This is a genomic window from Halobacterium jilantaiense, from assembly GCF_900110535.1.
Lineage (GTDB): Archaea > Halobacteriota > Halobacteria > Halobacteriales > Halobacteriaceae > Halobacterium > Halobacterium jilantaiense.
Genome location: NZ_FOJA01000001.1, coordinates 1,468,265 through 1,487,709 on the forward strand (window position 1 = coordinate 1,468,265; position 19,445 = coordinate 1,487,709).

Here is a 19,445-nt window from a genome sequence, read left to right on the forward strand (position 1 = left end):
CTGGAGAAGTAACCGCATTCATGACACGTCGGTTCGCCGCCCTGGCCTGTGTCCTCCTCGTCGCGACCGCCGGCTGTGCCGGTATCACCGGTCAAGACGACGCGACGACGACCGCCCCCACCCAAACGACGGCCGAGACGACCGAAGCGACGACCGCGACAGCGACGACCGAGTCCGCCGAACAGCTCGCGCCCGGCGTCACGGCCGACGGCGTCGAGGATGCGCGGGTGCTGGCGGACGCCCACCTCGCCACCGTCAGAAACCAGTCGCTCGTCACTTACGACCGGGTCCGTCGGACGACCGCGTCAGGCACCGCGTTCCGGAACGCGTCACTCGCCATGACGAACGAATCCCACTGGCAGTACAACGTTTCCAGTGACGGGATGCAGGTCGGGCCGATGTTCGGAGCCGAGGCGTTCGAGACGTACGCCGACAGTGAACGCATGCTCTGGCGGACCGAGAACGAGTCGACCGTCGAGTACGGCGCGTACACCTTCCGGGCAGAGGACGAGACTGTCGTGGTGCCGCCCGCCCAGGTGTTCGAGCGGAGCTACCGCGGGCAGTACGGGCGCGACCTCGTCTACACGCTCGCAAGCCGCGCCGACGCCGTCGAGGTGCCCGAAGACGACGAGAGCGCAGTCAGGCTGTCGGGGGGCGCGGACCGACTTCCACTCGGCCGCGAGGAGACGACGAACGCCGAGTTCACGGTGACTGTCGCCGCCGACGGGCAGGTCCGCTCCATCGAGATGGTTTACGAGCGCGGGAACGCGACAGTGGCGCGCTCCGTGTCCTTCGACACGGATGTCACCGACCCCGTCGAGCAGCCCGACTGGTACGAGACCGCGCTGAACGAGACTGACCTGAACAAGTCCGACGCGTAGTGCAGGCGGCCGGTTCGCCGCGTCTGACGCAAGAACTATGCACGCGGCGGGCCGGTGTGTTCGGTATGGGCTTCATGGACAAGATTCTCGGTGGGAGCGGGAGTACCACCGAGGACTACGTGGAACTGGACGTCGAGGACTTCGACACGGACGGCGGGGAGGCGAACGTCTCCGTCCACATCGCGGAGATCGACGGCCAAGAGGACGTCATCGCGATCAAGGACGCGGTCTACGACGGTGATCTCGTCGTCGCGGACATCACGCGACTCCGCACCGAGGACAGCATGGTCGAACACGTCATCGACGAACTCCGGCAGGTCGCCACGGAGGTCGGCGGCGACATCGTCCAGAAGGGCGACGACCAGCTCATCGTCACGCCGAACGGCATCGCGATCAGCCGGTCGAAGCTCAACCGTCCCTGAGCGGTCGTCCCCGAGTACGTACGTCTAGCAGGCTACCGATACGCGCTCTGTTTTCGACTGACACGACCGGAGAAGCGGCGCGAGTGCGCGTTACGAGACGTTGTCGGGCTTGTCGGCGTCGTCCTCGACGGCGCGCTTCATTGAATCGCGGCGGGACTTCGCGTCCCGGCCGGTCGCCTCCAGCAGGAAGTCGTTTTTCGCGTCGACGGCGTCGGCGGCCGCGTCGGCGTTGCCCTCTGCGATGACGTCCTCGGCGGGCCGCTCCTCGAACTCCACGCCGAGCTTGTCCTTCTTCCCGGAGTACGAGACCGTCCCCGCGACGACGCGGTCGAAGACGGGGTTCTTGGGGTCCTCGACGACGAAGAGGTCGCTGCCTTTGAACTCCTCGGTGCCCGTAATCTCGCCGAAGTACTCCTCGACGGTGTCGGCCATCTCGGGCACTCGTTCCTCGAGGTACTCCCCTCTCCGCATCTTGTACTCCTTCATGAGCGCGAGAACGGCAGCGAGGGTTTTAGTCCCTTCGTGTGGCGTCAGCGGTCCTCGCCGAGGTAGCCGCGCTTGCACTCCGGACAGATGTCGCCGGCGCGCAGACTCGACCCGGCGGCGTACCGCTCGAAGCCGCACTCGGGACAGAACAGCGTGAAGTCGAGGTCGTCGGTCCCGGCCTGGTCGACCGGCCCGGCGCTCGTGAAGCCGGTCTCCGCGGCGGGGTCGGGTTCGGGCTCCTCGCCGAACTCGAAGGTCCCCGTCTCGGCGTCCGCGGTGGCTGCGCCGGCTTCACCGGCCGGGTCGTCGCCCGGCGTCGCGTCGAAGCCTTGGTCTTCGCCCTCCGGTTCCGGCCACTCGCCGCGGTCGCGCTCTAGGTCGTCGCCGGGCTCCGTCGCGGTGCCTGCGGTCGCACTGGCCGCGTCGACGCCCGTGCTCGTGTCGCTGTCCGCTGGCTCGCTGGGGTCGGGGTCCACCGGTTCGTCGGGGCCGCTGGACCCGACGAACTCCACGTCCTCGTCCTCGGGGTCCGGCGTCGGCGTTCCGGGGTCGTCCGGGTCGACCTCGGGGTCGGCGGGTTCGTCCCACTGGTCGCTGCCCGGGCCCGTGTCGTCCGGGTCGTCGTCGAGGATGACCGCGTCGTCCGCGTCCGGGTCGGCGGCCGGGTCCGTGGTGTCGTCGACGCCCGCGCCGGACGCCTCCGCGCCGCCCGACATTCCGGCTTCGGCCTGTTCGATGACTTCGGTCGCGGACGTGAACGCGCCGCCGGCGTCACCGGTGTCGGGGTCGTCGTCCGTCGGTTGCGCTCCCGCGTCGACGGTGTCCGTCGGCGAGGCCGTGTCGGTGCTGGCGTCGGCGTCGGTCGTCGACTCCGGTTCGGGCTGGACCGGACGGACTTCGGTGTTCTCACTGGTGACGTGTTCGGCACCACACCGGTTACACTCCCGCAGCTCGCGCTCGGTCACGACCACCTCGTTCCCGCGTTCCTCGCGGTCCCGCTCGACGAACGACTCGCCGTAGTCGTGCCCGAGCAGGGAACACCTGATACCCATTGGCAGGGTCGTATCCGGCCCAACGGCAAAAGACTACCGTTCAGGGACACGGCTAAGACGCCGGCGTACGTCCGTTCAGGTATGCCTGCGAAGCGCGAGTATCGCGACCGGCCCGGAACGGAGGTCGCGGTGCTCGACGCGCTCGTCGAGCGCGCGAACGGCGGCATGACCGTCTTCGAGTTGCGCGCGAGCGTCGACGCCGACATCGACGGTATCGAGGACGCCCTCGGGTCGCTGACTAGCGACGGGCTCGTCCACGCCGAGGAGTCAGACGGCCGGACGAAGTTCACCGTCGACGACCGCGTCGTCCCCAGCCCCGAGGACGAGAGCCACGAGGACTCCATCTTCGACGCCATCAAGCGCCGCATCGGGCTCTGACCGCGCTGCGAACCGGCGCGGACGCCGGGATGCGGTGGGTTTACGCCGCGCGGGCGGCGAGAGTCGGACATGACTGTCGTTAGGGAAGCCCACGAGGCTCACGGCGCGACGTTCCGCGAGGTGGCGGGGCGGTCGTTCCCCGCGGAGTACGGCCGCCCGGAGCGCACGCACCGCGCGGTGCGCAACGGCGTCGGCGTCACCGAGCACGCCTTCGACGTGGTCGTCGCGGCGGGGGCGGACCGCCACGCCATCGTCGACGACGCGGTCGCGGGCTCGGTGCCGGCCACCGACGGCGAGGCGAGCTACGTCGTCCTGCTGGACGACTCAGGCACCGTGGCCGCCGACTGCTACGTGTTCGCGACCGGTGACAGACTGCTCCTCTTCCTGCCGGCCGGCGACGGCGAGCGGGTGGCCGCGGCGGTCCGAGAGCAAGCTGGCGGCCGCGACGCTGGGGTCTCGCTGGCGACCGACGACTTCGGAACGTTCGGCGTTCACGGACCGAACGCGACGGAGAAGGTGGCGAGCGTCCTCCACCACGCCAGCCCGCCCGAGGAGCGCCTGCGGTTCGTGCGCGGCGAGATGGAGGGCGGCGTCACCGTCGTCCGCGACGACGACGTGGCCGGCGACGAGGGGTACTTCGTCGTCTGCGCCGCCGCGGACGCCGACGAGGTGTTCCAGACGCTGCTCGTGCGCGGCCTGAACGCCGTCCCCTTCGGTCACGAGACCTGGGCGACGCTCACACTGGAGGCCGGCACGCCGCTGTTCGAGACCGAACTCCGCGGCCGGACGCCCGCCGCACTCGGCCTCTCGCGGCTCGTCGGCGAGACCGGCGCGCTGGAAGACGGCGAGCGACTGGTCGGCCTCGAACCCGAGTCACTTCCCGAACCGGGTGCCGCCGTCTCGGTCGACGGCGAGACTATCGGCGAGATAACGCGCGCTGCCGACTGTCCGACGGTCGACGCACCGCTGGCGTTCGCCGCCGCGTCGGGCGTCGAAGTGGGTGACGAGGTTGCGGTCGGCGGCGACGTGGCCGCGTCGGTCGTCGACCTGCCGTTCGTCGAGACTGGGCAGCGCTCGCGGCGAATCCCCGAGTTCTAGCGGCGTCGCTCCGCCGGGTCAGTAGTCGGCGTCGAAGCGCGCCCCGAGGTCGAACTGGCGGACGTCGACGTCGGCCGGCGGCTCGCTCGGCCCGGACGTCGCTATCGGTCGAGCGTACTCCTCTCCCCGGTCATCCTCGGATTCACGTACCCGGAACGTTTCGACGGCGGCGGTGCCGGCGAGCGGGATGTCGTTGAATTCGGCCCGGCGAGACGGCACGTGGAGGTGGTCGCCAGCGTCGTTCACCGGCCCCATGTAAATCATGTACGTAACGTCTCCGAACTCGGTCGTCAGTGTGTCGTGGTGAGACTCGGAGACGGTGACGGACGCGCCATTGACGGCGCCGTCGAGGTACGCGGGGTCGAACGAGCCGGAGACAGTCCCGGCTCCCGGCTCCCGGTCGTCGTACTTCAGCCGGAGCAGGTCCGTTCTGGTCGGTGGGTCCGCGCGGGAGAGTTCGACGGCAACTTCTTTCTGCCAGACCAGGCCGGTCGGCGGGTCGTCGGTCTTCTCGGGCGGTTTTCGGGTGGTCTCGGTCGACGGTGTTTCCGACTGACAGCCAGCCAGTGCGACCGAACTACCGGCCGCACAGAGCGCGAGGAAGCGGCGGCGGGAGGGCGTTGGGGACACGACGCAGCCTGAAAGCGCCAGCAACAAATGTCTTTTTGTGGACATCTCTGCGGTCGGACGGTGCAGCGGTCACCGTCCGCGTTACTTCAGCATCGCCCGCAGCTGGTCGAGCGAGAACAGGCTCGTCGGCTGGTCCATGTGGACCGCGATTTCCCCCGAGAACAGCTTCATCCCGGCTCGCTGTATCGGCTCCGGCATCGAGTACCCGCTGCGGACGAGGTGGCCGAGTGTGATGTCGCGGCCGAGTTCCTCGCGCCACGCGCGCTCGTAGCCGGCGAGCGTGCCCGGCCGGTCGGGGTCGAGTTCCCGAGCGGCGGCGTCGGCGGCCGCCATCCCGTACCGGATGCCGCCGCCGGTGAACGGCTTCGTCTGACCGGCCGCGTCGCCGAGCAGGAATCCCCGGCGGCTCGTGACCGTGTCCGGCGGGCCGATGGGGATAACGCCGGAGCAGCGGTGTTCGACGTCGACGCCGTAGTCGGCCACGAGGTCGTCGAAGCGTCCGGGCACGTCCTCGCCGGGCGCTGCCGCGAGGCCGTACTCGACGCCGCCCTCGCCTCTGGGGATGCGCCACGCGAAGAACTCGGGGACGGTGAGGTGGACGTCCACGAAGTCCTCGTGGTCTGGCTCGGGGTCGAACGCGAGCGCGCCGTGCAGGAACTCGTCCGGTTCCGGCAGCCCGAGCGCCTCCCGGACGCGGGACTGGGGGCCGTCGCTGCCGGCGACCATCTTCGCGGACACGTCGAAGGTCTCCTCTGGTCCCCGGACGGTGAGGTCCACGCTATCCCGGTGTTCAGTGACGCCCGTGACCGTGTGCTGCTCGCGGACGTCCGCACCGGCGTCGCGGGCGGCGTCGGCGAGCACCTTGTCCAGTTGCACGCGGTCGATGGCGTTCGAGATGGCGTCCTGCTTGTAGAAGGGGTGAGAAGGCGAATCCGCGCCGCCGAGGTGGAAGCGCGCGCCCCGAATCTCGTTCTGGAAGAGGTCGTCGTGGTACTCGTCAGGGACGAACTCCCAGACGTCAAGGCTGACGTGCCCCGAACACGCCAGCGGCTTCCCGAGTTCCCCCGACTCGAAGGCGACCACGTCGTAGCCGCGCTCGGCCGCCCGCCGCGCGAACCGCGCGCCGGCCGGTCCCACGCCGACGACCGCGAAGTCGTACATCGCCGCTTCCTACGACGCGCGGAAGAAAGAGCCTTCGCCTAGTAGCCGAACGTCTCCTCGACGAGCACGATAGTCGTGCGGCCCTCGGTGCCCTCCTGGCGGTAGATGAGTTCCTTCGCCGCCGCGCTCTCGACGCCGTATGCCTCCTGTGCGCGCTCGTTCTCGAACGCCCACGCGTACTCGTGGAGGCGCTCGCGGGCTGCCTCGACGTCCTCGACGACTTTGTTCACGCCCGCGACCAGCAGGAGATTCTGGGCCGCGAAGGGGTACGCGCCGACGCGGCTCCCGGAGAGGTCCGCGGCGACCAGCGTCCCCTCCTCGCGAGCGATGCCGTTGACGCTGCCGAGGAAGTAGTCCGCCGTCTGGGACGCCCGCCGGGCGGCGTCACGCTCGGCGTCGTCGTCGATGCTCCAGATGTCGGCGGCGAGGTTCTCCCAGTTGTGGTCGCCCTCGCCCAGATAGTCGTCGAACCCGATCTCTTCGAGGGTCGTTGAGTGGCCGTTCATCACGGACGCGCCGGCCGGAATCGCGTCGGTGACGTACTCCAGAGCGGCCTCGGCGTCCGCGACGACTTCGACGTCGAACCCGCTGGCTTCGAGGTTCTCGACAGTCGCTTCGAGTTCCGCCTCGCTCGGGTGCTCGTCCCAGTCGTCGTCCACGTCCACGTCGTCCACGTAGTCAGCCTTCGTCTGCTGGCTCATACACTCGTACAGTCGCCGCCCGGGAAAGAACGTGCGCCCACCGGCGAGACGCGCCCGAACGAGTAACCCCCGTGTCACCGGGTTAGTGCGGCTTCACCGGCGGTTTCGGCGTCGCCGTCACCACCAGTCGAGGGCCCGGTTGCGGCGTTCGAGGTAGGTCGGGTCGAGCAGGTCCGCGTCGATGTCGACGCGGTCGCCGTCCCGGTCGAGGAGCGTCCGCTGGAGGACATCGCTGTCCGTCTCGAAGTCCGGCGAGACGCGCAGCCGAAGGTCGGCGTCGAGCGTGTACAGCCCCGCATCGAAGGCGGCGTGGTGGGTCTTGTCGAGCGCGACGACGTTGGTCGGGTCGGTGCGCAGCGACTCGTGGCCGCTCCACGACAGCACGTGGGCGACGTCGAGCAGTCGTGGGTGGTCGACGCCGGAGACGGGACACCGCGTGTCGTACCGCGAGAGGACCGCCTCCCGGAACGCCGCCGGGAGGGAGCGCGCGCCGACGGTCGTCTCGTATTCGCGAGCCTCGTACGTCCAGCCCTCGCCCGGGTCGGCGGCGTCACTCACAGACTTGCCCGCCGTCTCGGCGAGGTCACCGATGCGGTAGGTGCCGTCGCCGTCCACGAACTCGACTTCCCCGCGCTCGGCGAGCTGCTGGAGAATCTGTCGGAGCTTCGCCTCGGGGTTGTTGTTGTCGGGGAACTCCGCCTGAAGTACCGGCCCGAGCTGGCCGTAGAGCTCCTGTAGCTCGACGACCCGCCACCCGGTGTCGTCGCGGTACCGGGCGAGCTCCCGTCGGACGACGCGCCGCCATCGAGACATGACGCCCGCTTCGAATCGCCCGATCTAAAGCCTTCGGAGCGCCAGACGAGAAGGGTCGGCGAGGCCGGAGACGCGACGCGTCAGTCGTCGTCCGCCGTCGGCGCTGCCTGTTCTTTCGCGGGCTTCTCGCGGTCGCTCCGGGGTCCTTCGAGGTCGACCGCCGGGAGTTTGTCCCGGAGGTAGCGGCCGGTGTGGCTGTCGTCGTTTCGAGCGACTTCTTCGGGTGTACCGGTGGCGACAACGTCGCCGCCGGCCTCGCCGCCCTCCGGGCCGAGGTCGACGACGTGGTCGGCGTTCTTCACGAGGTCGAGTTCGTGCTCGATGACGACGACGGTGTTGCCGCGGTCGGTGAGCCGCTGGAGCACCTCGATGAGCTTTCGCTCGTCGGCGCTGTGGAGGCCGGTCGTCGGCTCGTCGAGCAGGTAGAGCGTGTCGCCGGAGTCCTTCTTCCCGAGTTCCTCGGCGAGTTTGACGCGCTGGGCCTCGCCGCCGCTGAGGGTGGTCGACGGCTGGCCGAGGCGCATGTAGTCGAGGCCGACGTCCTTCAGCAACTGGAGGCGGCGGCCGAGCCGCGAGTCCGCCTCGAAGAAGTCGTAGGCCTCCTCGACGCTCATCTGGAGGACGTCCGCGATGGTCTTGCCCTTGAACGTCACGTCGAGGGTCTCGTCGTTGTAGCGGTCGCCGCCGCACTCCTCGCAGGGCACGTGGACGTCCGAGAGGAAGTTCATCTCGATCTTCTGGGTGCCCTGCCCACCGCAGGCCTCACAGCGGCCGCCCTTGACGTTGAACGAGAACCGCCCCTTCTCGTAGCCGCGCTGCTTGGCGAGTTTGGTCTCCGCGAACTTCTCGCGGATGTAGTCGAAGATGCCCGTGTACGTCGCCGGATTGGAGCGCGGCGTGCGGCCGATGGGGCTCTGGTCGATGAGCCGCACGGTCTCGACGTGTTCGATGCCCTCGATGGCGTCGTGCTCGCCGGGGTCGACGCTCGTGTTGTCGTTCATCTCGCGGGCGAGACCCTTGTAGAGGATGTCGTGCATCAGCGTCGACTTCCCGGAGCCCGACACGCCGGTGATGGCCGTGAACGCGCCAATTGGGAGGTCGACGTCGAGGTCGCGGAGGTTATGCTGGCGCGCGCCCTCGACCGTGAGCGCGTCCTCGTAGTCCCGTCGCTCGTCGGGGACGGGAATCTGCTTGCGGCCGGCGAGGTAGTCGCCCGTGACGGAGCGCTCGGTCTCCATCAGGTCCTCGACGCTGCCGTTGGCGACGACCTCGCCGCCGTGGCGGCCCGGCCCCGGCCCCATGTCGACGACGTTGTCGGCCCGCCGCATCGTCTCCTCGTCGTGTTCGACGACCACGAGCGTGTTCCCGAGGTCCCGCAGCTCTTCGAGGGTGTTCAGGAGGCGGTCGTTGTCGCGCTGGTGGAGCCCGATGCTCGGCTCGTCGAGGACGTACAGCACGCCGACGAGCCCGGAGCCGATCTGGGTGGCGAGCCGGATACGCTGGCTCTCGCCGCCGGAGAGCGTCGACGCCTCCCGGTTCAGTGTGAGGTACTCCAGGCCGACCTCGGTCATGAAGCCGAGGCGGGCACGAATCTCCTTGAGAATCTCCTCGGCGATTTTGGTGTCGCGCTCGTCCATCCCCGCTTCCATCCCCTCGAAGTGGTCGAGGGCGTCACCGATGCTCATCTGGTTGACTTCGGTGATGGGCGTGTCGTCGACGAGGACGGCCCGCGAGGAGGGTTTCAGACGCGTGCCGTCGCAGGCCGGGCACGTCGTCACGGACATGTACTTCTCGATGTGGTCCCGGGTGGACTCCGAATCCGTCTCCACGTAGCGTCGCTCCAGATTCGGGATGACGCCCTCGAAGCGCTTCTCCTTCCGCCGGGTGCCGTTCTTCGTGGAGCGCTCGAAGACGACTTCGTCGCTGGTGCCGTAGAGGAACGCCTGCTGGGTGTCCTCGTCTAAGTCCTCGAACGGCGTGGTCACGCTCACATCGAAGTGCGCGGCGACGGCGTCCAGTCGCGTGCGGTAGTACGACCGGTTGTAGCTCCAGGCCTCGAAGACGTCCTTGATGGGCTTGCTCTCGTCGACGACGACGAGGTCTTCGCTGACCTCCTTCGTGTTCCCGATGCCCTCACACTCGGGACACGCGCCGTGCGGGCTGTTGAAGGAGAACGACCGGGTCTCGATTTCGCTGATGTCGATGCCGCAGTGCGTGCACGCGAGGTCCTCGCTGAACTCCACGACGAGGCGGTCGTCGCTGCCCTCCTCGGCGAGGTCGCCGGTCGAGCGCGCCGTCGCGCCGCCGAGTGCCACGTCCTCGCCGGGTTCGGGGACGATGACCTTCAGCACGCCGCCGGCCTCCTCCAGCGCGGTCTCCACGCTGTCCGTGATGCGGGAGCGGGCGTCGTCGCTGACGGTGACGCGGTCGACCACCACGTCGACGGTGTGGTCGTAGTTCTCGTCGAGGTCCGGGTCGTCGTACGCGAGGTCGTAGGCCTCGCCGTCGACCTCCACCCGCGAGTACCCCTCGGAGACGAGGTCCTCGAAGCGGTCCTCGAACGCGCCCTTCTGGTCGCGGACGACCGGCGCGGCGATTTTCGCCTTCGTCCCCTCGGGGAGTTCGAGGATGCGCCGCACCATCTGCTGGGCGGACTGCTCGCCGACCTCCCGGCCGCACTCGGGGCAGTGCGGCGTGCCGACGCGGGCGTACAGCAGCCGCAGGTAGTCGTGGAGTTCCGTGACGGTCCCGACCGTCGACCGGGGGTTGTTCGCGGCGTTCTTCTGGTCGATGGAGATTGCGGGGCTCAGGCCCTCGACGGACTCGACCTGCGGTTTGTCCATCTGTCCGAGGAAGTTCCGCGCGTAGGCGGAGAGGCTCTCGATGTAGCGCCGCTGGCCCTCGGCGTAGATGGTCTCGAACGCCAGGCTCGACTTCCCGGACCCGGACAGCCCCGTGACGACGTTCAGCGACTCCCGGGGCAGCGTGACGTCGAGGTCTTTGAGGTTGTGCTCCTCGGCCCCCGTGACCTCGATGTACTCCTCACTCATTGCACGAGTACAGGGGCCGGGTCAGTGAAGGTTTATCGGTCCCGGCACGCCCCAGCAGGGCCTGTCGGCGACGGTCGCAGTCAGTGCGCGAGCGCCTCTCGGAGGTCGGCTGCGACGTCCGCGACGGCGTCGTGGGCGCGTTCGAGTTCGGGCGTCCCGAGCATCGTCGCGAAGCCGTGCATCACGTCCTCGTACTCGACGTACCGCGTCGGAACGCCGTCCGCTTCGAGCTGGTCGGCGTACAGGCGGCCGCCGTCCCGCAGCGGGTCGAAGCCGGCCGTCAGCACCGTCGCCGGCGCTACGCCGGAGCGGTCGCCGGCCTTCGCGGGGTCCGCGTAGGGGTTGCGCTCGTCGACCGGGCTGTCGTAGTAGCACTCCCGGAACCACTGGAGGTCGTCCTCGGAGAGCACGATGCCGGCGTGCTCGCGGACGGAGTCCTGGTCTTCCTCCAAACCGACACCGGGGTACAGCAGGTACTGGTAGTCGAGTTCGGGGCCGTCGGTCTCGGCGGCAATCAGCGCCACGATGGCGGCCAGCGCGCCGCCCGCGGAGTCCCCGACGACGGCGAGGTCGCCGGTGCCCCGGAGCGTCGCCGTGTTGTCGGCCGCCCACTCCAGGGCGGCGTAGGCGTCCTCGACGGCCGCCGGGAACGGGTGTTCGGGTGCCAGCCGGTAGTCGACGCTCAGCACGACGCAGCCGCTCTCTCGCGCGAGGTGCCGGCAGAGCAGGTCGTGACTGTCCAGACTCCCGATGACGAAGCCGCCGCCGTGGTAGAAGACGACTGTCGGGTACGGTCCCTCGGTGTCCGGCCGGTACGCGCGGACGGGAATCCGGCCGTCCGGCCCGGGAATCGTGCCGTCGGTCACGCCGCCGACCGCGGGCGGATTCCAGTTCTGCCACCGGCTCGCCACGCTCTCCAGCAAGCGAATCCGTCGCGCGCCGGCGTCCCGCATCGAGTCCGGCATGAAACGCTCCCGCCGCTGGAGCGCCTCCCGCGCCTCGGGGTGCATCCCGTCCAGGTCGCTGTCGCCGTCCATACCGGCTCGTGGGCCGCCGCGGACAAAAAGCCGTCCGACGCCTCACTCCGCGACGGCCGCGGGCTCCGCGCCCGCGAGCTCGCGCAGGCGCTCGGGGTCGACCGGCCAGACTGCCGTCGGCGTGCCGGCCGCAGCCCACACCTCGTCGTGGTCCAGAAGCGTCTCGTCCAGCAGCACGGGCACGTCCGTCGCGTGGCAGAACGGCGGGACGCCGCCGATGCTCCACCCGGTCGCCTCTTTCACCTCGTCGGCCTCGGCCATCCGGGCGTCGCTGGCGTCCCGGTACACCGCGACCGTGTCCAGGTCGACGCGATTCGCGCCGCTGGTCACGACCACGACCGGGTCGCCGTCCGCGACGACGACGATGCTGGAGGCGATTTGAGCGACGTCACAGCCCACCGCGTCGGCCGCGTCGGCGGCGGTCTTCGTGCCCTCGTCGAACTCGTGGACGTCCACGTCGACGCCGTACTCCTCGCTGGCCCGCTCGGCGAACTCCGCCGCTCGCTCGTGCATGCGAGTTGGTGACAGGGCCGGGGGAGTTAGGCGTGTCGCTCGCCGCAACCGGAGTGACTGGGTTCTTCACCGAGTACGCGCAAGCACCGGTGTGCCCCAGGAGTCCCGGTCGCTGCTCGCCCGGTCGCTGCCCGTCGTCGGCGTCGCCTACCTCGTGTTCCTCGCGACGCAGCCGCCGCCCGCGCGCTGGGTGGGTCTCGGCTGTCTGGTCGTCCTCGCGCCGTTCGCCGTCGGCTGGACGCTCGGCCGGTTCGCCGGCGTCGGCCCGTGGAGCGACGGCAACTAACTCCTACGCACTCTCCGGCAGCCACCCGCCGTCCACGTACCTTTTTACTTCGGCGGGTGTGCTCGCTGCGCTCGCACACCACGCCTCGCAAAAAGCTACGCTAAAAACTCCTGCCTCCGCGGGGCTCCGCCCCGTTCCGGCAGTGAACCGCTCGCTGCGCTCGCGGATTCTACACGTCCTCGGGCAGCCACCCGCCGTCGACTTCCACGTTCTGCCCGGAGATGTACTCCGAGTCGTCGTCGCAGAAGAACCGGACGACGCCCGCGAGGTCGTCGAACGTCGCCCAGCGGCCGCGCGGGGCGTCGTCGGGGAACTCGTCGGAGTTCTCGATGACGTACGGCGACACGGCGTTGACCGTGATGCCGTCCTCGCTGGTGTCGGCGGCGAGCATGCGCGTGAACATCAGGACGCCCTGCTTGGCGGCGAAGTACGGGAAGTTCTTCGCGCTCACGAGGCCTTTCTCCGCCGATGCGTAGCCGACGTTGACGATGCGGCCCCACGACTGGTCGCGCATCCCGTCGAGGGCGCGCTTCGACGTGAGGTAGGTCGCGGTGAGGTTCGTGTCCAGCACGCGGTTCCAGTCCTCGAAGCTGATGTCCGCCCAGTGCTCGGGCGCGAAGCTCCCGACGTTGTTCACGAGCACGTCCACCGTCCCGAGGTCGGCCTCGACGGCGTCGAAGATACCGTCGACGCCCTCGGGGTCGGTGACGTCGCCCTGCACGGTCGTCGCCGCGGGCGCGCCGAGGTCGCGGGCGTCCGCGGCCACCGATTCGGCGGCGTCGCCGCTGGTGTTGTAGTGGATTGCGACGCTGGCACCGCAGTCCGCCAGCGAGAGCGCGAGGCCGCTGCCGAGGCCGCGCGCGCTGCCCGTGACGAGCGCGGTGCGGCCGGAGAGGTCGGGCTGATGCACGTGCGTCGGTTGGGCCGGACCGGCCATATGCTTATGCCGTTCGCGGGCCACGCCCGGACCATGACACTCGACCGGCTGCTGGTCGCCGTCGGGCCCAGTGACGACGACAGGGTCGGCCCGCTCGCCGCGACGACCACGGACATCGCCGGCCCCGCCGGGGCGTCAGTGACGCTCGCGCACGTGTTCACCGACGCGGAGTACGAGGACGCGAGAGAGCGCCTCGGCGGCGAACCGGGCGACGAAGTGACGCCGGACGCGGTCGCGCGCCGGCACGCCACCATCCGGGAACTCGGGGACGCGTTCGACGACGCGGGCGTCGACTACGACGTCGCGGGGCGCGTCGGCGACCACGGGCAGGCCGTCGTCTCGCTCGCGGACGACGTGGCCGCCGACCTCGCCGTGGTCGGCGGCCGGCAGCGCTCGCCGACGGGGAAAGCGGTCTTCGGCAGTACGGCCCAGACCGTCCTGCTGTCGGCACCCTGCCCGGTGACGTTCGTGCGGAGCGACCACTGATGGACGCGACCGCCGAGGACGGCCTCGCGGGCGCGCTCGTCGTCGACCTGAACGCCGGCGAGACGGTGCTGGCCGCTTCCGGGTCGCTCGTCGACCACACGGGCAGCGTCAGGGTCGAGCGCGCCCGGGAGGGCGCGCTGCGCTCGGTCGCGAACGCCGCACGACAGCGCGAGGTGACGCCGGTGCGCGTGACCGCCACCGCCGAGACGACGGCCCGGTTCGCGCCCCGCCACCACGGCGAGGTGGTGGCCTGCCCGCTCGGCGATGGCACACTGTCGGTCGCCCGGGACTCGTTCCTCGCAGCACCGACGAACGTCCGCGTCGGCGCGGGCAGCATCGGGAACGCCCCGACCCGAGGCATGGGGTTGTTCCTGACCGAAGTCTCGGGCGACGGCCACGCCTACGTCGCGGGCCGCGGCCGAGTGGAGCGACTCGACCTCGACGCGGGCGAGACGCACGTGGTGGCGGCGGCGAACCTGGTGGCGTTCGAGGACCGCCTGGGCGTCACCGTCGAGCGCGTGTCCGCGATGGAGGACGCGGCGTCGGTCGGCCGGTTCCACGGCCCGGGGGCCGTCTGGCTGGCGACCCGCCGCCGCGAGTAGCTCCGCGAGGGGCGAACTTCGGGCGCGGAACTAACACGGCAGCGAGTGAAAACTGTGTAGTTAAGTGGTCGCGGGCACCCCCTACGGGTGAATGCACTACGCGGGCGTCGACCTCGGCGCGACGAACGTGCGCGCGGCAGTCGCCGGCGAGGACGGCGACATCGTCGGGAGCGACCGCCGGGGGACGCCCCGGGGGCCGACCGGCATCGACGTGGCGGAGGCCGTCCTCGACACGCTCCGAGCGGCCTGCGCGGACGCGGGCGTCGACCCGACCGACGTGCGGGCGGCCGGCATCGCCAGCATCGGCCCGCTGGACCTCGCGGAGGGCACCGTCGAGGGCCCCGCGAACTTCCCGGACCCCGTCGACACCATCCCGCTCGTCGGGCCCGTCTCGAACCTCCTGAACTCCGAGTCAGTCTACCTCCACAACGACACGGTCGCGGGCGTCATCGGCGAGCGCTTCCACGCCGACAGCACCCCCGACGACATGGCGTACGTCACCATCTCCTCGGGCATCGGCGCGGGCGTCGCCGTCGACGGCGAGGTGCTGGAGGGCTGGGACGGCAACGCCGGCGAACTCGGCCACATGGTCGTCGACCCGCAGGGCCGCCGGACGTGTGGCTGCGGCCGGGACGGTCACTGGGAGGCGTACTGCTCGGGGAACAACATCCCCGAGTACGCGCGCATGCTCGCCGACGAGGACGGCGGCGTCGAGACTGGCCTCCCGCTCGACGACCCCGAGTTCTCCGCGAAGGACGTCTTCGACGCGGCGGGCGACGACGACTTCGCGGACTACGTCGTCGATCAGGTCGGGTTCTGGAACGCCGTCGGCATGACGAACCTCGTGCAGGCGTACGCGCCGCTGGTCGTCTACGTCGGCGGCGCGGTCGCGCTGAACAATCCAGAGCAGGTGCTCGACCCCATCCGCGAACACCTAGATGCGGACGTGTTCAACAACGTCCCACAGGTGCGGCTGACGACGCTGGGCGACGACGTCGTGTTGAAGGGCGCAATCGCGTCGGCGCTCACGGGAGGGACCGGCGACCGTTCTCGCGGGCCGTAGCTGGACGCAGGACTTTTGCGCGACGGCCCCACAGTACGGGGCATGCGACGACGTGACGTGCTGCGTGGCGCGGCCGGCGCAGCAGCCCTCCCGTTCGCGAGTCGAATCACTGCCGCGACGAATCAAGACGCCTACGCCCCACTGGGCACCGTCGACCTCCCCGGAGCGAAAGAGGTCGTCGTCGGCGACAGCGGCGACACCGCCTACGTCGCCACCACCGAGGGGTTCGCCACCGTCGACGTCTCCGACCCCGAGAGTCCGGAGACGCTGTTCAGCGCGTCCTCGCTGCTGGCCGACCGCGAGACCGGTCCGATGACCGGCATCTACGACGTGAAAGTCGAGGGTGACACCCTCGCCGTGGTCGGGCCCGCGAACCCCAGCCGGAAAGACCGTCTGCGCGGGATGGCCGTCTACGACGTGAGCGACCCGGCGGCTCCCGAGCGCACGGGGTTCCACGAGACGGCGTACGCAATCCACAACGCGTACCTCCACGACGGCATCGCGTACCTCACGGCGCTCCACCCGGAGCAGGTCTACGACCGGGAGACCCCGGCCACGAACCCCGTCGTTCTGGTCGACGTCACCGGAGACGAACTCGAGGAGGTCGGCCGGTGGTCGCTCGCCGACCACGACGAAGGCTGGCTAGACGTGGCCTACTACCCGCGGTCGAACCACGACGTCTACGTGCAGGACGACGTGCTGTACATCGCACACTGGGACGCCGGCACCTGGCTGGTCGACGTCAGCGACCCCGCGAACCCCGAGCACATCAACCACTTCGGCGACTACTCGCTCGAAGACCTCCGGGCGCTGTCGCCGAACGAGCAGATAAACGAGGGGACCGAGAAGCCGGGGAACTCCCACTACGTCGCCGTCAACGACGACGCGACGCTGCTGGCGTCCGGTGCCGAGTCCTGGGACATCCCGGAGACCGAGGAGATGGGGGCACCGGGCGGCATCGACCTCTGGGACATCTCGGACCCGCAGAGCCCCGAGAAGCTCGCGGTCATCGAGGGGCCGCCGACCCCGGACCCGACTCGCGGGGGCGTCTGGACGACGAGCCACAACTTCGACTTCGACGGCGACCGGCTATACACGTCGTGGTACCGCGGCGGCGTGAAAGTCCACGACGTCTCCGACCCCGCGAACCCAGAGCAGCTGGCGTGGTGGCGGCAGCCCGAGGAGGCGATGTTCTGGACCGCGAAGTCCATGGGCGACGGCGAGGCCTTCGTCGCGTCCAGCATGCGGGGCGGCGAGGAGTACGGACCGGGCCTGTTCACGTTCCCGGACCGTGCCGGCGAGCAAGCCGACGCGCCGAGTCTCACCACGACGGAGCAGGCGACCACCACCGCCGCCGAGGAGACGACCGCGGCGACCACCACCAGCGCGGCCACGACGACGGACTCCCAGAGCGGCGACGGCGGGAGCGACGGTGAGTCCGGCGGGAGCGCCACCGGGTTCGGCGTGTTCGCCGCGGTGTCGGGCGCGTCGGCCGCCGCGCTGGCGGCGTGGCGTCGGCTCGACTAACCGAAGGTATACCACTGCTCGGGTGCGTAGCCCGCAGGTATGAGCGAGACCGCGGGTGCGGGGGACCTCCACGAGCGCGTCGAGACGTGGCTCGTCGCCCAGATGCCCATCATCAGGAGCCACGGCGGCACCAGCGCCGTCCGGAAGGCCGACCCTGACGACGGCGAGGTCGTCGTGGAACTCGGCGGCGCGTGTTCGGGCTGCGGCATCAGCCCGCGGACCGCCCAGCGAATCAAGATGGACCTCGCGGCCGAGTTCGACGAGGTCGACGACGTGGTCGTGCGGTTCACGGACGGCGACGGCGGCGGCTGGGGCGGCGACCAGGCGGAGAGCTTCATGGGCGTCGACCGCAACGAGGGCGGCCGCGGCGGCCGCGGCGAGGGCAGCCCGAACTCGGACAACCACTTCTGACGGCGCGCCGGACCGCCGGCACCCAGTAGTCAGTTCTCGACGGCGGATTTCACGCGACGAGCGACCGACAGCGCCTGCTCCGCGAGCGCGTCGGAGACGAGGCCGTCGTCCACGCAGTCCTGTAGTTCGGCCTCGTCGACGACCTCGACCGTGCCGTCGGCGTGCTTGACGACGTCGACGTGGAGGTCGACGTAGCGGACGGTGTCCGGGAACACCTCGACGGGCGTGCAGACGTTCAGGTAGGTGCCCTTGCGCTCGCCGTCCTCGCCGCGGTAGACGGTGGGGTACCACCAGTTCCCCTCGGTGAACCGGGTGGTGGCGGTGTCGCCGGCCTCGCGGTCGACGCCGAGCGCGTCGTAGGTGCCGCCGCCGGACATCTGGCGTTCGACGGTGACGCGGCCCGTCTCCACGTCGCGGTCGGTGACCTCGCCGCGGCCGAGCGAGAACATGGAGCCGTCGGGCTTCCCGTGGTGGAGCGCGACCGAGTCGCCCTCGGTGGGGCCGAACTGGTCGGTGACGACCCCGAAGGGCAGGTCGTCGAGGTCGACGCCCAGCGACTCGGCGAAGTCGACGGCCCCGCTGGCGGCCTCGCTGCCGGCTTTCACGCGGTGGTGGCCGGGCATCGTGTCGGTGACTGCCCGACGCTGGTCGTCGAGCGCACTGCGGCTCTCGCGGCCGAACCACGCCCACAGCGTCGACTCCGGGGCGGCGACGAGTCCGGGCTCGCTGTCGTCGTCTGCGTCCGCGAGCGCGTCCTCGACGGCCTGCGCGCGGTCGGCGAGCGCGTCGAGGGTGTCCCCGAGCGCGTCCATGTCGGCGTCCGTCGCGTCGTAGTTCCAGTAGACGCCCCAGTTCTCGGGGACGTCCGGGTCGAGGAGTTCGGCGGTGCGCGCGAGCTGCTCGCGGTCGGCGGCGGCACCCGAGACGAGCGCGTCGACGCCGCGGTCGAGGCTGGCGAGTGCACCGGAGACGGACACGTCCGCGGCTGCGACCGCGCGGTCGTCGCTCCAGGGCGCGGCCGGCTCCCGGATGCCGACTCGGAGGCGGTCGCCGTCGTCGACGTGCTCGTCTGTGTTGCCGAACGGGAGGTAGGCCTCCCGGTCGTCGCCGAGGTCCAGAATCGCGCCGCCCCCCACAGTCCGGTCCACGACTCCGTCGAAGACCGCGCCCCGCGGGACCGGGTCGGTCCAGACGAAGGCGTCCCGGCCGAGGTCGGCGAGCACGCCCCGGAGTTCGTCGACGTGGTCGTCGGGGCCGGCGACGCCGACGCCCTGCCGGTCGTCGGTCATCCAGACGTCGGCGTCGGGTTCGGCGGCGTCGAAAGCAGCGTCGAACCGCTCCCGGATAGGCGGCGAGGCGGCGACGACATCGAATCCGGCCTCCCGGAACGCTCGCGTGAGCGCCGTGGCGTAGATGCCGCGGACGCGGACGCTCGTCATTCGAGGTGCGCCCGCTCTCGGGCGAACCGAACGCGGTCGTTCACGGTCGGCCCCAGGGTCAACTCGACGACCTCGGTGTCGTCGCCGTCCGCGGAGAGCACGCGGGCGTCAGCGACGTAGACGCCCCAGGAGTCGAACCGGAGGAACCCCCGGACGTCGTCGCTGTGCGTGAAGAGGTCGACGTAGTCGAGGTCGTGTTCGGGGTACTCGGCGCTGGAGTGGGTCTGGTCCATGTCCGAGTAGACGGTCTCGACGTCGGCGAAGAAGGCCTCGACCTCGGCTGCCGTCTCGCTGGCGGCGTCCGCCAGGTCCTGTTCGGCGCGCTGGATGGCGTCCGTGGAGACGCCGGCGTCCCGGAGCGCCCGCCGGGCGCGCTGGTCGAATCGCATACCCGCGCTTCGCACCGGGGGCGTATCAGCGTTTCAGTCGTCTGTCGGCGCGTCGGTCTCTCGTCGGTCGCGCTCCCCGTTCA

Annotated in this window: 22 protein-coding genes; 10 read left to right on the forward strand and 12 right to left on the reverse strand. The window is 70.2% G+C overall.

The window, feature by feature from the left end; translation table 11 throughout:
* The first annotated feature begins 20 nt into the window (after nt 1-20).
* A complete protein-coding gene (locus BMW35_RS07540; protein ID WP_089668750.1) occupies nt 21-881 on the forward strand; it encodes a hypothetical protein in 861 nt (286 codons plus the stop codon).
* Nucleotides 882-946: 65 nt separating this feature from the next.
* Entirely contained in the window at nt 947-1,303 is a 357-nt protein-coding gene (locus tag BMW35_RS07545) for a cell division protein SepF (RefSeq protein ID WP_089668751.1), read from the forward strand.
* Nucleotides 1,304-1,393: 90 nt separating this feature from the next.
* Here BMW35_RS07545 and BMW35_RS07550 read toward each other — a convergent pair whose 3' ends face one another.
* On the reverse strand, nt 1,394-1,789 hold the full coding sequence (locus BMW35_RS07550) for a DUF5611 family protein (RefSeq protein WP_089668752.1): 396 nt from the start codon (nt 1,787-1,789) through the stop codon (nt 1,394-1,396).
* A 44-nt stretch (nt 1,790-1,833) separates the two neighbouring features.
* On the reverse strand, nt 1,834-2,841 hold the full coding sequence (locus BMW35_RS07555; protein WP_089668753.1) for a DUF7093 family protein: 1,008 nt from the start codon (nt 2,839-2,841) through the stop codon (nt 1,834-1,836).
* Between the two features lie 81 nt (nt 2,842-2,922).
* On the opposite strand from BMW35_RS07555, the gene BMW35_RS07560 reads away from it, so the two are divergent.
* Nucleotides 2,923-3,219, forward strand: coding sequence for a DUF6432 family protein (locus BMW35_RS07560; RefSeq protein WP_089668754.1), 297 nt, complete (start codon nt 2,923-2,925; stop codon nt 3,217-3,219).
* Nucleotides 3,220-3,288: 69 nt separating this feature from the next.
* Nucleotides 3,289-4,317, forward strand: a complete 1,029-nt coding sequence (locus tag BMW35_RS07565; RefSeq protein WP_089668755.1) for a glycine cleavage T C-terminal barrel domain-containing protein — start codon at nt 3,289-3,291, stop codon at nt 4,315-4,317.
* A gap of 18 nt (nt 4,318-4,335) precedes the next feature.
* On the opposite strand, the gene BMW35_RS07570 is transcribed toward BMW35_RS07565, so the two are convergent.
* The 7 genes from BMW35_RS07570 to BMW35_RS07600 all read right to left on the reverse strand — a co-directional run bounded on the left by BMW35_RS07570 (nt 4,336) and on the right by BMW35_RS07600 (nt 12,222).
* The gene (locus BMW35_RS07570) at nt 4,336-4,947 is read right to left on the reverse strand and encodes a hypothetical protein (protein ID WP_089668756.1); all 612 of its coding nucleotides are present in this window, start codon (nt 4,945-4,947) and stop codon (nt 4,336-4,338) included.
* A gap of 81 nt (nt 4,948-5,028) precedes the next feature.
* Nucleotides 5,029-6,108 carry a geranylgeranyl reductase family protein gene (locus tag BMW35_RS07575; protein ID WP_089668757.1) on the reverse strand — a complete coding sequence of 360 codons (1,080 nt, stop codon included), beginning with the start codon at nt 6,106-6,108 and terminating at the stop codon, nt 5,029-5,031.
* Between the two features lie 38 nt (nt 6,109-6,146).
* Complete coding sequence (locus tag BMW35_RS07580; protein ID WP_089668758.1) at nt 6,147-6,809, reverse strand: lactate utilization protein; 663 nt, start codon at nt 6,807-6,809, stop codon at nt 6,147-6,149.
* A gap of 117 nt (nt 6,810-6,926) precedes the next feature.
* Entirely contained in the window at nt 6,927-7,622 is a 696-nt protein-coding gene (locus tag BMW35_RS07585; protein WP_089668759.1) for an HNH endonuclease, read from the reverse strand.
* Between the two features lie 80 nt (nt 7,623-7,702).
* Nucleotides 7,703-10,672 carry an excinuclease ABC subunit UvrA gene (gene uvrA, locus BMW35_RS07590; protein ID WP_089668760.1) on the reverse strand — a complete coding sequence of 990 codons (2,970 nt, stop codon included), beginning with the start codon at nt 10,670-10,672 and terminating at the stop codon, nt 7,703-7,705.
* Nucleotides 10,673-10,752: 80 nt separating this feature from the next.
* Nucleotides 10,753-11,709: an alpha/beta hydrolase gene (locus tag BMW35_RS07595; protein WP_089668761.1), complete on the reverse strand. Its 957-nt coding sequence runs from the start codon at nt 11,707-11,709 to the stop codon at nt 10,753-10,755.
* Nucleotides 11,710-11,751: 42 nt separating this feature from the next.
* On the reverse strand, nt 11,752-12,222 hold the full coding sequence (locus BMW35_RS07600; protein ID WP_089668762.1) for a YbaK/EbsC family protein: 471 nt from the start codon (nt 12,220-12,222) through the stop codon (nt 11,752-11,754).
* A gap of 91 nt (nt 12,223-12,313) precedes the next feature.
* Between BMW35_RS07600 and BMW35_RS07605 the strand changes: the two genes are divergently transcribed.
* Nucleotides 12,314-12,508: a hypothetical protein gene (locus BMW35_RS07605; RefSeq protein ID WP_089668763.1), complete on the forward strand. Its 195-nt coding sequence runs from the start codon at nt 12,314-12,316 to the stop codon at nt 12,506-12,508.
* A gap of 169 nt (nt 12,509-12,677) precedes the next feature.
* On the opposite strand, the gene BMW35_RS07610 is transcribed toward BMW35_RS07605, so the two are convergent.
* Nucleotides 12,678-13,418: an SDR family NAD(P)-dependent oxidoreductase gene (locus BMW35_RS07610; RefSeq protein WP_089670375.1), complete on the reverse strand. Its 741-nt coding sequence runs from the start codon at nt 13,416-13,418 to the stop codon at nt 12,678-12,680.
* Nucleotides 13,419-13,478: 60 nt separating this feature from the next.
* Between BMW35_RS07610 and BMW35_RS07615 the strand changes: the two genes are divergently transcribed.
* From BMW35_RS07615 to BMW35_RS07635, 5 genes are all read left to right on the forward strand, one after another.
* Nucleotides 13,479-13,931: a universal stress protein gene (locus BMW35_RS07615; protein WP_089670376.1), complete on the forward strand. Its 453-nt coding sequence runs from the start codon at nt 13,479-13,481 to the stop codon at nt 13,929-13,931.
* A complete protein-coding gene (locus tag BMW35_RS07620; RefSeq protein ID WP_245708150.1) occupies nt 13,931-14,533 on the forward strand; it encodes an AIM24 family protein in 603 nt (200 codons plus the stop codon). Before BMW35_RS07615 ends, BMW35_RS07620 begins: the two co-directional genes overlap by 1 nt.
* A gap of 91 nt (nt 14,534-14,624) precedes the next feature.
* On the forward strand, nt 14,625-15,596 hold the full coding sequence (locus BMW35_RS07625; RefSeq protein WP_089668765.1) for an ROK family protein: 972 nt from the start codon (nt 14,625-14,627) through the stop codon (nt 15,594-15,596).
* 42 nt (nt 15,597-15,638) lie between these two features.
* Nucleotides 15,639-17,123, forward strand: coding sequence for an LVIVD repeat-containing protein (locus BMW35_RS07630; RefSeq protein ID WP_089668766.1), 1,485 nt, complete (start codon nt 15,639-15,641; stop codon nt 17,121-17,123).
* 39 nt (nt 17,124-17,162) lie between these two features.
* Entirely contained in the window at nt 17,163-17,534 is a 372-nt protein-coding gene (locus BMW35_RS07635; protein ID WP_089668767.1) for a NifU family protein, read from the forward strand.
* A gap of 29 nt (nt 17,535-17,563) precedes the next feature.
* Here BMW35_RS07635 and BMW35_RS07640 read toward each other — a convergent pair whose 3' ends face one another.
* The gene (locus tag BMW35_RS07640) at nt 17,564-18,973 is read right to left on the reverse strand and encodes a ribonuclease FAU-1 family protein (RefSeq protein ID WP_089668768.1); all 1,410 of its coding nucleotides are present in this window, start codon (nt 18,971-18,973) and stop codon (nt 17,564-17,566) included.
* Nucleotides 18,970-19,362, reverse strand: coding sequence for a DUF7532 family protein (locus BMW35_RS07645; RefSeq protein ID WP_089668769.1), 393 nt, complete (start codon nt 19,360-19,362; stop codon nt 18,970-18,972). The genes BMW35_RS07640 and BMW35_RS07645 overlap by 4 nt, the downstream gene beginning before the upstream one ends.
* Nucleotides 19,363-19,445: the final 83 nt, after the last annotated feature.

Excerpts from the sequence above, each read along its gene's own strand:
- BMW35_RS07540 (WP_089668750.1), top strand. The coding sequence starts at position 21 with ATGACACGTCGGTTCGCCGCCCTGGCCTGTGTCCTCCTCGTCGCGACC.
- BMW35_RS07545 (WP_089668751.1), top strand. The coding sequence starts at position 947 with ATGGGCTTCATGGACAAGATTCTCGGTGGGAGCGGGAGTACCACCGAG.
- BMW35_RS07550 (WP_089668752.1), bottom strand. The coding sequence starts at position 1,789 with ATGAAGGAGTACAAGATGCGGAGAGGGGAGTACCTCGAGGAACGAGTG.
- BMW35_RS07555 (WP_089668753.1), bottom strand. The coding sequence starts at position 2,841 with ATGGGTATCAGGTGTTCCCTGCTCGGGCACGACTACGGCGAGTCGTTC.
- BMW35_RS07560 (WP_089668754.1), top strand. The coding sequence starts at position 2,923 with ATGCCTGCGAAGCGCGAGTATCGCGACCGGCCCGGAACGGAGGTCGCG.
- BMW35_RS07565 (WP_089668755.1), top strand. The coding sequence starts at position 3,289 with ATGACTGTCGTTAGGGAAGCCCACGAGGCTCACGGCGCGACGTTCCGC.
- BMW35_RS07575 (WP_089668757.1), bottom strand. The coding sequence starts at position 6,108 with ATGTACGACTTCGCGGTCGTCGGCGTGGGACCGGCCGGCGCGCGGTTC.
- BMW35_RS07580 (WP_089668758.1), bottom strand. The coding sequence starts at position 6,809 with ATGAGCCAGCAGACGAAGGCTGACTACGTGGACGACGTGGACGTGGAC.
- BMW35_RS07585 (WP_089668759.1), bottom strand. The coding sequence starts at position 7,622 with ATGTCTCGATGGCGGCGCGTCGTCCGACGGGAGCTCGCCCGGTACCGC.
- uvrA (WP_089668760.1), bottom strand. The coding sequence starts at position 10,672 with ATGAGTGAGGAGTACATCGAGGTCACGGGGGCCGAGGAGCACAACCTC.
- BMW35_RS07595 (WP_089668761.1), bottom strand. The coding sequence starts at position 11,709 with ATGGACGGCGACAGCGACCTGGACGGGATGCACCCCGAGGCGCGGGAG.
- BMW35_RS07600 (WP_089668762.1), bottom strand. The coding sequence starts at position 12,222 with ATGCACGAGCGAGCGGCGGAGTTCGCCGAGCGGGCCAGCGAGGAGTAC.
- BMW35_RS07615 (WP_089670376.1), top strand. The coding sequence starts at position 13,479 with ATGACACTCGACCGGCTGCTGGTCGCCGTCGGGCCCAGTGACGACGAC.
- BMW35_RS07620 (WP_245708150.1), top strand. The coding sequence starts at position 13,931 with ATGGACGCGACCGCCGAGGACGGCCTCGCGGGCGCGCTCGTCGTCGAC.
- BMW35_RS07625 (WP_089668765.1), top strand. The coding sequence starts at position 14,625 with ATGCACTACGCGGGCGTCGACCTCGGCGCGACGAACGTGCGCGCGGCA.
- BMW35_RS07630 (WP_089668766.1), top strand. The coding sequence starts at position 15,639 with ATGCGACGACGTGACGTGCTGCGTGGCGCGGCCGGCGCAGCAGCCCTC.
- BMW35_RS07635 (WP_089668767.1), top strand. The coding sequence starts at position 17,163 with ATGAGCGAGACCGCGGGTGCGGGGGACCTCCACGAGCGCGTCGAGACG.
- BMW35_RS07640 (WP_089668768.1), bottom strand. The coding sequence starts at position 18,973 with ATGACGAGCGTCCGCGTCCGCGGCATCTACGCCACGGCGCTCACGCGA.
- BMW35_RS07645 (WP_089668769.1), bottom strand. The coding sequence starts at position 19,362 with ATGCGATTCGACCAGCGCGCCCGGCGGGCGCTCCGGGACGCCGGCGTC.